Source organism: Photobacterium kishitanii, from assembly GCF_003026355.1.
GTDB lineage: Bacteria > Pseudomonadota > Gammaproteobacteria > Enterobacterales > Vibrionaceae > Photobacterium > Photobacterium kishitanii.
On record NZ_PYON01000027.1, the window covers coordinates 36,474 to 48,369 of the forward strand.

The 11,896-nt window shown below is 40.5% G+C and carries 14 protein-coding genes; 12 read left to right on the plus strand and 2 right to left on the minus strand.

Going from position 1 to position 11,896, the window contains the following annotated elements; genetic code table 11:
* Positions 1-81: 81 nt before the first annotated feature.
* From trxA to fre, 5 genes are all read left to right on the plus strand, one after another.
* Positions 82-408 carry a thioredoxin TrxA gene (trxA, locus tag C0W29_RS19950; RefSeq protein ID WP_036789189.1) on the plus strand — a complete coding sequence of 109 codons (327 nt, stop codon included), beginning with the start codon at positions 82-84 and terminating at the stop codon, positions 406-408.
* Positions 409-606: 198 nt separating this feature from the next.
* Positions 607-1,872, plus strand: coding sequence for a transcription termination factor Rho (gene rho, locus C0W29_RS19955; protein WP_036789191.1), 1,266 nt, complete (start codon positions 607-609; stop codon positions 1,870-1,872).
* 233 nt (positions 1,873-2,105) lie between these two features.
* Positions 2,106-3,986 (plus strand): 4-hydroxy-3-polyprenylbenzoate decarboxylase, encoded by a 1,881-nt coding sequence (ubiD, locus tag C0W29_RS19960; protein WP_036789193.1) that lies wholly within the window; start codon positions 2,106-2,108, stop codon positions 3,984-3,986.
* 66 nt (positions 3,987-4,052) lie between these two features.
* Entirely contained in the window at positions 4,053-4,316 is a 264-nt protein-coding gene (locus C0W29_RS19965) for a 2Fe-2S iron-sulfur cluster-binding protein (RefSeq protein WP_036789195.1), read from the plus strand.
* Between the two features lie 9 nt (positions 4,317-4,325).
* Complete coding sequence (gene fre, locus C0W29_RS19970; protein ID WP_045045808.1) at positions 4,326-5,036, plus strand: NAD(P)H-flavin reductase; 711 nt, start codon at positions 4,326-4,328, stop codon at positions 5,034-5,036.
* 50 nt (positions 5,037-5,086) lie between these two features.
* Here the strand turns inward: fre and C0W29_RS19975 are convergent, their stop codons facing one another.
* On the minus strand, positions 5,087-5,977 hold the full coding sequence (locus C0W29_RS19975) for a carboxylate/amino acid/amine transporter (protein ID WP_045043965.1): 891 nt from the start codon (positions 5,975-5,977) through the stop codon (positions 5,087-5,089).
* A 137-nt stretch (positions 5,978-6,114) separates the two neighbouring features.
* Positions 6,115-6,537, minus strand: coding sequence for a universal stress protein (locus C0W29_RS19980; protein WP_045045809.1), 423 nt, complete (start codon positions 6,535-6,537; stop codon positions 6,115-6,117).
* A 255-nt stretch (positions 6,538-6,792) separates the two neighbouring features.
* Between C0W29_RS19980 and ftnA the strand changes: the two genes are divergently transcribed.
* From ftnA to cspE (C0W29_RS20015), 7 genes are all read left to right on the plus strand, one after another.
* Positions 6,793-7,323 carry a non-heme ferritin gene (gene ftnA, locus C0W29_RS19985; protein ID WP_045043967.1) on the plus strand — a complete coding sequence of 177 codons (531 nt, stop codon included), beginning with the start codon at positions 6,793-6,795 and terminating at the stop codon, positions 7,321-7,323.
* A gap of 75 nt (positions 7,324-7,398) precedes the next feature.
* Positions 7,399-7,737: a universal stress protein UspB gene (gene uspB / locus C0W29_RS19990; protein WP_036789200.1), complete on the plus strand. Its 339-nt coding sequence runs from the start codon at positions 7,399-7,401 to the stop codon at positions 7,735-7,737.
* 146 nt (positions 7,738-7,883) lie between these two features.
* Positions 7,884-8,993: a mechanosensitive ion channel family protein gene (locus C0W29_RS19995; RefSeq protein WP_045067437.1), complete on the plus strand. Its 1,110-nt coding sequence runs from the start codon at positions 7,884-7,886 to the stop codon at positions 8,991-8,993.
* A 146-nt stretch (positions 8,994-9,139) separates the two neighbouring features.
* The gene (locus C0W29_RS20000) at positions 9,140-10,327 is read left to right on the plus strand and encodes a BaiN/RdsA family NAD(P)/FAD-dependent oxidoreductase (protein ID WP_045045810.1); all 1,188 of its coding nucleotides are present in this window, start codon (positions 9,140-9,142) and stop codon (positions 10,325-10,327) included.
* 378 nt (positions 10,328-10,705) lie between these two features.
* Positions 10,706-10,912: a transcription antiterminator/RNA stability regulator CspE gene (gene cspE, locus C0W29_RS20005; protein WP_036789206.1), complete on the plus strand. Its 207-nt coding sequence runs from the start codon at positions 10,706-10,708 to the stop codon at positions 10,910-10,912.
* A 338-nt stretch (positions 10,913-11,250) separates the two neighbouring features.
* On the plus strand, positions 11,251-11,460 hold the full coding sequence (locus C0W29_RS20010; protein ID WP_036789208.1) for a hypothetical protein: 210 nt from the start codon (positions 11,251-11,253) through the stop codon (positions 11,458-11,460).
* Positions 11,461-11,673: 213 nt separating this feature from the next.
* A complete protein-coding gene (gene cspE / locus C0W29_RS20015) occupies positions 11,674-11,886 on the plus strand; it encodes a transcription antiterminator/RNA stability regulator CspE (RefSeq protein WP_036789212.1) in 213 nt (70 codons plus the stop codon).
* Positions 11,887-11,896: the final 10 nt, after the last annotated feature.

Sequence of the window (11,896 nt, forward strand, 5' to 3'; positions counted from 1 at the left end):
CGAAACGTATTCCATTCAAATAGGATAACGATTTGCTGGTTAATTCAATATCAGCTAACAAAATCACTGTTGGAGTGGAAGATGAGCGATAAGATTGTGCAGCTTACCGATGAAAGTTTTGATACTGATGTTGTCAATGCTGCTGGCCCGGTACTAGTCGATTTCTGGGCTGAATGGTGTGGACCATGTAAAATGATTGCCCCTATTCTTGATGAAATCGCTGATGAATATGAAGGTAAATTAACGATTGGTAAATTAAATATCGACCAAAATGCGGCGACACCGCCAAAATTTGGTATTCGTGGTATTCCAACGTTATTATTGTTTAAAGATGGCGCAGTTGCTGCAACTAAAGTTGGCGCGTTATCAAAAACACAGCTAAAAGAGTTCCTTGATGCGAACTTATAAGTGATATAATTGCGAGCCATGCACAATTTCTAAGTTGTGCATGGTTTGTCTAGCGACTATGCTAGACGAATAGAACGTTTAGTGTTAACGTAACGCACAGAAATTGCATTTCCGTTCATTTCTTGACCAGGCCCTATTGGTCATCCTTATCTCAACTAATATAGAACCCCGATTTTGACAGACAAGAAACCCACCACTATGAATCTTACAGAACTCAAGAGCCAACCTATTCCTAAGTTGGTATCACTTAGCGAAAGTTTAGGATTGGAAAACCTGGCCCGCCTACGTAAGCAGGACATCATCTTCTCCATTCTTAAGCAACATGCTAAAAGTGGTGAGGATATTTTTGGCGACGGTGTTCTAGAGATTTTGCAAGACGGCTTCGGCTTTCTGCGTAGCGCAGACAGTTCTTACCTTGCAGGTCCTGATGATATTTACGTATCACCGAGCCAAATTCGTCGTTTTAACCTTCGTACTGGCGATACTATTGCCGGAAAGATTCGTCCACCAAAAGACGGTGAACGTTACTTTGCACTACTGAAAGTTAACGAAGTAAACTACGACAAACCTGACAACGCCCGCAATAAAATCCTATTTGAAAACCTTACTCCGCTACATGCCAATATTCGTATGCGTATGGAACGTGGTAATGGTTCAACCGAAGATATTACGGCACGTGTACTTGATTTAGCCTCGCCAATCGGTAAAGGTCAACGTGGTTTGATTGTTGCCCCGCCGAAAGCGGGTAAAACCATGTTACTGCAAAATATCGCTCAAAGTATTTCTCACAACCACCCTGAATGTGTGTTGATGGTCTTGCTGATTGATGAGCGTCCAGAAGAAGTAACAGAGATGCAGCGTCTTGTGAAAGGCGAAGTGATTGCATCAACGTTTGATGAGCCAGCATCACGTCACGTTCAAGTGGCAGAAATGGTTATCGAAAAAGCAAAACGTTTGGTTGAGCATAAGAAAGATGTTGTTATCTTACTTGACTCAATTACCCGTCTTGCACGTGCTTACAACACTGTGATTCCTTCTTCAGGTAAAGTACTAACAGGTGGTGTGGATGCTAACGCCCTTCACCGTCCTAAGCGCTTCTTTGGTGCTGCACGTAATGTCGAAGAAGGCGGTAGCTTAACAATCATCGCAACAGCGCTAGTTGATACTGGCTCGAAGATGGATGAAGTTATCTACGAAGAATTTAAAGGTACTGGTAACATGGAACTTCACCTTTCTCGCAAGATTGCTGAGAAGCGTGTTTTCCCTGCGATTGATATCAATCGTTCTGGTACGCGTCGTGAAGAGCTATTGGCGAAAGCTGATGAACTACAGAAGATGTGGATCCTGCGTAAGATCGTTCACCCAATGAGTGAAACGGACAGCATGGAGTTCTTAATCGACAAACTATCAATGACTAAAACTAATGAAGAGTTCTTTGACGCAATGCGTCGTCAGAAATCATAATTAAGTGAGTGGTTATTGAATTAAAAACGTCACCCTAGGGTGACGTTTTTTTTTGCTTAAATTAAATGTTATTCATTGTCTTTATTCGTTAACCCACAGAATTAAAACGGGTATTTTCTTTTTGTGGACGACGGGTGTTTTCCATCTCACAACTGGTTATACTACCAAAAATCATTCTCATTAAGTTGATATCAGTGATGCTGGTTGACTTAGTTTAGCTACAGGTAGTCGCTATGAAATACAAGGATTTACGTGACTTTATTGCCTATTTAGAGCAGCAAGGGCAATTACAACGTATTCAACAGCCGATTGATCCTAATCAGGAAATGACCGAGATTTGTGATCGTACTTTACGTGCTGGTGGGCCAGCATTGTTGTTCGAAAATCCTGTAGGTTATGACATGCCAGTATTGGCAAACTTGTTTGGTACACCTGAACGAGTCGCGATGGGAATGGGGCGTGATAATGTTAAGCAGTTACGTGAAGTCGGTGAATGGTTAGCCTATTTAAAAGAGCCGGAGCCACCGCATGGTTTACGGGACGCCATCAATAAAATCCCTGTATTTAAGCAAGTGCTTAATATGCCAACTAAAGTACTTCGCAAGGCGGCTTGCCAACAAATAATATGGCAGGGCGACGAAGTAGATTTAGATAAAATCCCGGTTATGAGTTGCTGGCCCGATGATGTAGCACCGTTGTTGACATGGGGCTTAACCATTACTCGAGGCCCAAATAAAAAACGCCAAAACCTCGGTATTTATCGCCAGCAGAAAATAGCTAAAAATAAAGTCATTATGCGCTGGTTAGCTCACCGTGGTGGTGCGTTAGATATGCGTGAATGGTGTGAAGCACATCCGGGTGAAAAATTTCCGGTCACAGTTGCCTTTGGTGCTGATCCCGCAACAGTACTCGGTGCAGTTACTCCAGTGCCAGATACTTTGTCTGAATATGCATTTGCAGGGTTATTACGTGGTAGCCGTACTGAAGTAGTTAAAAGTATCAGTAATGATTTACAAGTGCCTGCTAGTGCTGAAATCGTGATGGAAGGCTATATCGACCCTGAAGAATACGCCGATGAAGGTCCTTATGGTGATCATACTGGCTATTACAATGAGGTTGAGCGGCACCATGTATTTACCATCACCCATATCACGATGCGTAATGATCCGATTTACCACAGTACGTATACTGGCCGCCCACCGGATGAACCAGCAGTACTTGGGGTCGCGTTAAATGAAGTGTTTGTGCCTATTTTGCACAAGCAATTTCCTGAGATTGTAGATTTTTATTTGCCGCCAGAGGGGTGTTCTTACCGTATGGCGGTGGTAACGATGAAGAAACAATATCCCGGTCATGCTAAACGAGTAATGATGGGCGTGTGGTCGTTTTTACGCCAGTTTATGTACACTAAATTTGTAATTGTGTGTGACGATGATGTCAATGCACGCGATTGGCACAGTGTGATTGGCGCGATGACAACCCAAATGGATCCCGTACGAGACAGCTTATTAATTGAAAACACTCCGATAGATTCACTTGATTTTGCCTCACCTGTGGTGGGCTTAGGCTCAAAAATGGGTATTGATGCCACTATTAAATGGCCAGCAGAGTTAGCAAATACCACAGAAAAAGCGCCATTAATTAACCCAGAGTTTGATATTGAAGCGGGATTAATCGCATTACGGCAGCAATTCCCTGCCATTATTGATTGTTATCTACCGCCGGAAGCGGTTGATCACAGTATGGCAATTGTGAGTATTAATAAAACTGTTGCAGGCGAAGCACTGCAAGTGATGACGGCGGTATGGGAATTTTTGAATCAGTTCACAGATGCTAAATTTGTGATTATGTGTGATGGTGACGTCAATGTTCGTGATTGGAATGATGTTATTTGGGCTGTCACTACCCGTATGGATCCAAGCCGTGATACGGTATTAATCGCTGCGACGGCAAGCCGTTGTTCGAAAATCGGCTTTGATGCCACCAATAAACTTGGCGCTGAAACCCAACGTGAGTGGGGTACTCCGATAGTTAAAGATCCACAGATTGTGGCACGCATTGATGCGATGTGGTCTCAATTAGCGATTGCTAATGAATCACACTCGTTAGATTGAGTACCAATCAAGAGCCGAATATTTTATGTTTCAGTGATAAAACTTACCACTGAATGAGAGTTTTTTATGTACCAAGTACGCCTGTTGCCCAATAACATTACTTTTGCAGCCAATGCGCAGCAAACAGTATTACAAGCAGCGCTCGACGCAGGCATTGCTTTCCCTAATCGCTGTCAAGTTGGTGCTTGTGCGATGTGTATGTGCCGTAAACAGCAAGGCCAAATAAGCTATGTGCTTGAACCGATGCTGACGCCACAAGAGCAGGCACAAGGCTGGATATTTGCTTGCCAAGCGAGGGTGGAAAGTGACTTGGTATTATCGTTAGACTAGAGGAAAACCATGTCTATCAAATGTGAAGTAAAGTCAGTTGAACCGTTGGCGTGTAATACATACCGTATTTTATTAAAGCCATTACAAGCCCTCGATTTTAAAGCAGGGCAATATTTATTAGCTGTCATGGGTGAGCAGGATAAACGCCCATTTTCGATTGCTAGCAGCCCTTGTCGTCAAGGCGAGCTTGAACTTCATATTGGTGCAGCCGAGCATAATGCTTATGCATTAGAAGTGGTTGAGACCATGAAAAAGGCCTTAAGTGATCAGCAAACGGTAACAATTGAAGCTGCGCATGGTGAGGCATGGCTGCGTCATGAAAGTCAGCGCCCATTAGTGATGATTGCTGGTGGTACTGGTTTCTCTTATATTCGCAGTATGGTCGATAATTGTATTAGTCGTGGTTTAACGCAACCGATATTCATTTATTGGGGCGGACGTGATTTGTGTCAGCTATATGCTAATGATGAAATGCAGCAATTGGCACAGCAATACCCAAATATTAGTTATGTACCTGTGGTTGAAACCGCGCCGGAAGGTTGGCAAGGTAAAGTGGGTAATGTGCTTGATGCCGTTGCTGAAGACTTTGTCAGTTTATCGGCCTATGACATTTATGTCTGCGGTCGTTTTGAAATGGCAGGAGCCGCTCGTGAGCGTTTCTGTACTGAAAAAGGCGCTGTGCGTGAGCATATGTTTGCGGATGCATTTGCGTTTATTTAACAGCTAATAATCATTAAAAAAGGCGCGTTTAACGCGCCTTTTTTATATCACTATCGTTGCGAGTCTAGCGTTTGACGCTGGGTTGCGACTTTATTTTTTACCCAGCTTTCGTTAAACCATAATGATAATAAAATAATCCCGCCGCCAATAATTAACCGTGGGTAATCAACATTGTGGTTCCAAATTACAATATTGACGATCAAACCTGCTGGGACTAAGGCATTGTTCATAATTGCCAGGGCACCAGCATTGACCAGCGTCGCCCCTTTGTTCCAAATAAAATAGCCGACTCCTGAAGCTATCACGCCAAGATAGACTAAAATGCCCCATTGCAGCGAGGTCGTTGGTAGTTTTGCACTATTACCAAACAATAAATACATCGGCACTGCCACACAAACTGCGCCTAAATAAAACCACCCAAAGACGGTATGTTGTGGAATATCGGCTTGCTCTTGTTCGATAATTCTTTTGTAGCCTACTTGACCAATCGCAAAGCAAAGATTGGCACCTTGAACCACTAAGAAACCAATAATAAAGTGCTGATTAATACCTTCAAATTTAATCACGGCGGCACCTAATACTGCGATCACTGCACTGAGTAAATACCATGGTGAGAATTGTTTATGCAGTGCGTCGTAGATAAGGGTCACGTAAATAGGAGTAAAAATAGTGAACAGCAGCACTTCTGGCACCGTTAAATATAGAAACGATTGATAATAGAAGCAATACATCAGCCCTAACTGAAAGGCGCCAACGGCCATTAATTTTAGCGCTAGCTTAGGGTGTAGATGTTTGGTGCGTAAAAACGGTAAAAAAACGACTGCGGCTAAACAAACGCGGGTTAACACTGAAAACCAAGCATCGACTTGGCCAGCAAGGTAAACGCCGATCAAGCTAAAAGAAAAAGCCCATAACAGGGTAATTACAGATAAATATCTCATCGTTGCAACATGGTGTGTTGATAAAGGGTAATGATAGTGTAACTAAATTGCGGCAGTAGGAATATGAGAATTAAAACGCAGAATAATAACGATGATCAGCAGCTATTATGATAACAACTGCTGTATCTGTAGTTGAATTACTTTAGGGGGACGATTAATAAATCAACCGGAGTGCGACTAATGAGTTGACGCGTCGATGATAAAATTTTGCTCCAGAAATCTTGGTGATGGCCACAAATAACCAGATCAACATTAAGATCTTTGATGGCGACACAAATTTCTTCACTTAAATCGCCGCTACCTACTAAAGTGTGTGCTACTGGGTAACCTGCGCTATTAGCAAGTTGGTGTAATCTATTCTGAGCATCATTTTCAGCACGTTCGTGCATCTCTGCTAGATTAATATCAATTAAACCAGTGTAGAGATCAGCGTAGTCGACATCAATGTGGACCAGTGATAGTTCAGCATCCAATGACTGCGCTAATTTGGCTGCTTTATCGACGAGATAGGCGCTGTCTTCAGAAAGATCGATAGCAGCGAGAATATGTTTATAAACCATCACTTACACTCCATAGCAATACAATAATGATGTATGTTAGCACTGGTATAAACTTAAAAATATCGATTAGGTCGCATCTATAGGTTACTAAATGGTTAATTATTTTCCGTAATCGTCGATTATTTTTTATTGTTATTTTAGTGGTTTATACTAACAGTGGTTATCTTTAATGAAGGCGTTTTGTTCATTTGTTGCATTCTTAACAATGCACAGTGACAATGTCTTGATTACACTTAAACAAACAGGAGTAGTGCAATGTTAGCCAAGGCAATGGTTGAAAATCTTAATGAGCAAATTAATTTAGAGTTCTTTTCTTCAAATCTATATCTGCAAATGAGCGCATGGTGTGAAGATAAAGGCTTTGAAGGTGCTGCTGCGTTCTTACGTGTGCATGCTGCTGAAGAGATGGAGCATATGCAACGTTTGTTTACTTATGTGAGCGAAACGGGTGCGTTACCTATTTTAGGTACCATTGAAGCACCTAAGCATGAATTTGCTTCTTTAGGCGCAGTGTTCCGTGAAACGTACGAGCACGAGCAACTTATCACTAAAAAAATTAATGAATTAGCCCATGTTGCATTTTCTACTCAAGATTATTCAACCTTTAATTTCTTGCAGTGGTATGTGTCAGAGCAACATGAAGAAGAGAAGTTATTCAAAGGCATTTTAGATAAAATTGAGTTAGTTGGTGAAGACGGCAAAGCGCTATTCTTTATTGATAAAGATTTAGCTGCGATGGCTAAAGGCGAATCAGCACCAACGTCGGTAATGGACTCACAAGCTTAAAGTGATTTTAGGGTGGTGGTAATACGCTGCCCTTTTTATCCCTATAAGTCAGTGATAGTAAGAGGGGGGATAACTATGATCAGTGGTGATGCACTTTTGGTTGCGATTTTTGTGGTAGCAACTGTTAATACTTGTAGGTATATCAGTACATTGCGTTCTTTGTTGGTGGTGATGAGAGATTGTGACCCATTATTATATCAGCAGGTAGATGGACGTGGCTTCTTTTCATCTCAAGGTAATGTCAGTAAACAGATCCGCTTATTTCATTACATTCGTAGCCAACAGTATAAAAAACATCACGATCCGCTTTTTATGGCTAAATGCATGAAAGTTCGTAAATTATTTGTGTTAGCAAGTACGTTTATGATTACTTTTTTTGTGGCTATTTTTGCCGTGGCCTTTCTCGGACTCTAATCTTAGGTTTATTTCTTCAGGTGTCACTGCTCTAGTGGCACTTTCTTTGCTGTATCCCCGCTCAGTGTTATATGATTAGTATCAATATAACAATAGTTTATCAATGAAACTTCATTTTTATCTTCAGTATCGGAACCAAAGTAGCTATGGATCAATTTTTAATCTGGTTGTCATCACTTGAAAAAGGTGCGTCCGTTAATTGGATGTATAACATTGGCTTGTTGCTACTGTTGAGTGCGTTACTTTGGGGGGGGTGGTTATTACTCTCAAGCCGATTAGCCACGATAGCGAGTAAAACCCATTTAATCTGGGATGATGCGTTAATTGATGCTATTCGAGCGCCGGTTTCGTTATGTATTTGGGTGTGGCCAGGGCTGATGTCATTAGGCATTATGGTCGATAATATTACCTCTTATTCCAGTGGTTTTTTGGCTTTATTACGCCACTTATTGTTGGTTGGGGTCTTTATTTGGATTCTGATGCGGCTGATCACCAATATTGAGCAGACAATATTAGATAATCGTCCTCATCGAGATGCCACCACCGTTACTGCTATTTCAAAAATATTACGCTTAATTGTGATTGTATTGAGCAGTTTAATTGTGATGCAAAACTTCGGTTTAAGTTTATCGGGTTTGCTCACTTTTGGTGGCGTAGGTGGTTTAGTTGTCGGTATGGCAGCTAAAGATTTACTGGCTAACTTCTTTGGTGGGATGATGATTTATTTTGATCGCCCATTTAAAGTTGGTGATTGGATTCGTAGCCCAGATCGCCAAATAGAAGGTACGATTGAACGGATTGGATTTCGTATGACAGTGATCCGTACCTTTGATAAGCGACCATTATATGTACCGAACTCAGTGTTTAGCTCGGTGGTGGTTGAGAATGCTTCACGGATGCAGAATCGCCGGATTAAGCAAAGTGTTGGCTTACGTTATTGTGATGCGGCGGTGGTTGGATTGGTGGTCGATGATATTAAGACGATGCTGCAAAACCATGCTGATATTGAAACTCGCCAAACATTGATTGTTAGCTTTGATACCTATGGACCATCATCACTAAATATACTGGTGTATACCTTTACTAAAACAGTTGATTGGGTCAAATACAAAGCGGTACAGCAAGATGTGATGTTACAAATTGTCGCGATTGTACATTCACACGGGGCTGATTTCGCATTTCCTACCACCACTTTAGATATGCCAACGGCTGCGATTAGTGCATTAACCGCTATCGATAATCGTCAACAAGCTTGATTTTAATCGAATAAATAACTGAGATTGGATAGCGGTTGGTATTGCGCCAAGAGGCAGGTAAAATAGCAGCGACAATAGAAAAAGGATGCTAATCGTTAGCATCCTTTTTGCGTTTATTTAGTGACATTAAAGGCTGATTGAAATCCATGGCAAACAAATATGATGTAGTAATTATTGGCGCAGGTGCAGCGGGTTTAATGTGCGCCGCCACGGCAGGTAAGCGTGGACGTTCAGTGTTAGTACTTGATCACGGCAAGAAACCTGGCCGTAAAATTTTAATTTCAGGTGGTGGTCGGTGTAATTTCACTAACAATGATGTTGCCGCTAATAATTATGTTTGTCGTAATCCCCATTTTGTTAAATCAGCGTTGTCGCAATACAGCCAATGGGATTTTATCGGCTTAGTGTGTCAGTATGAAATTGACTATGAAGAACGTGATCATGGACAGTTGTTTTGCGTTGATTCAGCTAAAGACATTGTCAAAATGTTGGTTGCTGAATGTGACTTACCAAATGTCGCTTTACGTTATCAAACCGATATTACGTCAATCATGCAGCTCGAGACGGGTTTTAGTCTTGATGTTAACGGTGAGACTATTAGCTGTGAATCGTTGGTGGTTGCAACGGGGGGGTTATCAATGCCGAAATTGGGTGCCACCCCATTTGGTTATCAAGTAGCAGAGCAGTTTGGTTTGAAGATGGTGCCAACGACTGCAGGGTTAGTGCCGTTTACGTTACATAAACAAGATAAAGATACCTTCGAAGAATTATCCGGTATCGCAGTACCTGCGGTGATCACTACTGCTGATGGCACCAGCTTTAAAGAAAATTTATTATTTACTCATCGCGGTTTATCAGGGCCTGTAGTACTGCAAGTTTCATCTTACTGGTTGCCTGGACAGAAAGTGAGTATTGATTTGTTGCCAATGCTTAATTTGGCTGAAACGTTGATTGAGTCACGTGAACAGCACCCTAATCAGAGTTTAAAGAACACTTTATCGCGTTTATTGCCAAAGCGTTTAATTGAAGTGTTAATCAACCGCGGTGATATTACCGATAAGCCGTTAAAGCAACTTAATCATAAAGAGTTTGAGCAGCTAGCGAATTATTTCCACCAATGGAATATTGCACCCAATGGTACTGAAGGTTATCGCACTGCAGAAGTGACTTTAGGCGGTGTTGATACCGATGAGTTGTCTTCAAAAACCATGGAATCGAAAAAAATTAACGGGCTGTTTTTTGCTGGGGAAGTGATGGATGTTAGTGGCTGGCTTGGCGGTTATAACTTCCAATGGGCGTGGAGTTCTGGCTATGTCGCTGGCCAAAACGTATGATTTTAAAACGATCAATTTAATTTTTAAGCCTTAAAAACATTCAAAATTCATCCGGAATGGTGTTTTTTTATTGATATTGCTTGGTTAGGTATGAAATCTTTCTAAGTAATATCAGTTGGTTATATTCTTTTTGTGTTTTATCTTAAAATAAATCTTTACAATAATCGCTAACCAGATAATAATGATGTCGCTCTGTTGTTCAGAGTTATTAATGAAAACGTCAAGTAAAAGAAAAACCCTCAGAATATCTTCGTTATTGTTGCATTCCTTAGTGTTTCCCTTAGCTTCATAGTCACATTCAATAATTCAAGCTTTCAGCGCATCGTGATTTTAAGCACGATAAATTTTATGAATTTTAATTAAATTAAGGGACACATTATGTCTACTACTGGTATCGTTAAGTGGTTCAACGAAGAGAAAGGTTTCGGTTTCATTACTCAAGACAATGGCGGTGCTGACGTATTCGTTCATTTCCGTGCAATCGCTTCTGAAGGTTTCAAAACTCTTGCTGAAGGCCAAAAAGTGTCTTTTGAAGTAGAGCAAGGCCAAAAAGGTCTTCAAGCTGCAAACGTTGTAGCGCTATAAGATTTTAAGTTGACGTCAATGGTCGTAGTACCATTGACGTTACTTTCACCAAACTATTATTTATACAATATCATCGAAATATAAAACACTTCCAACATCTGCATCTCAATCTGCATCTGTCGTTACGTTCCTTATTTTCTTCGTTACATTATTATAAATAGCATTTTAATATTTAATTAGCATAAAAACTTTGATGACTTTTATCGTCTTAATATTTTTATTGCGAATAAACAATTGAGGACAATTATGTCTCGTTCATTAGGCCGTAAGCGATTTTGGTTTCAACAAAATCGTCAAGAAAACCCTGCAACTTTAAATAAAAACCAAGAAGTTAAATAATGATAGTAAATTTTAATTTAGTAAAAGATCAACGTACTTGGAGTGCTAATATTCACCAGTTAAATAGTGATGTATTGAAACGCCATATTCTTATTAACGGTAATGTTGATAATCTTGATATATCATTCAGTTACTGCGAAAAAACAGCCGCAGGAAATATAACGAACAGCAGCAATAAAATAATTGGTAATTTCTATATTTCTTATTAATACCTTAGGGGATTTAATTAAGAAATGATTTTAATTAAATGTCTTATCTCGCCAATGACATTATTTAATAAAAATATAAGTATTGAACGCATTCTATAATTACTCGGTATTATTATAGTGATGATGGTAAGTACGATTACTTATATGAATATTATCATTTCAGATTATTGCATAGCGCGATGATTTAATCAGATTCAAAGTAAAGGATACATCATGTCTAATTCAACAACTGGTCTAGTAAAATGGTTTAACGAAGAGAAAGGTTTTGGTTTTATTACTCAAGACAACGGCGGTGCTGATGTATTCGTTCACTTCCGTGCCATCGCTTCAGACGGTTTTAAGACCTTGGCTGAAGGCCAGAAAGTATCATTTGAAGTAGAGCAAGGCCAAAAAGGTCTGCAAGCTGCAAATGTTGTTGGTCTATAAGACTGACAGT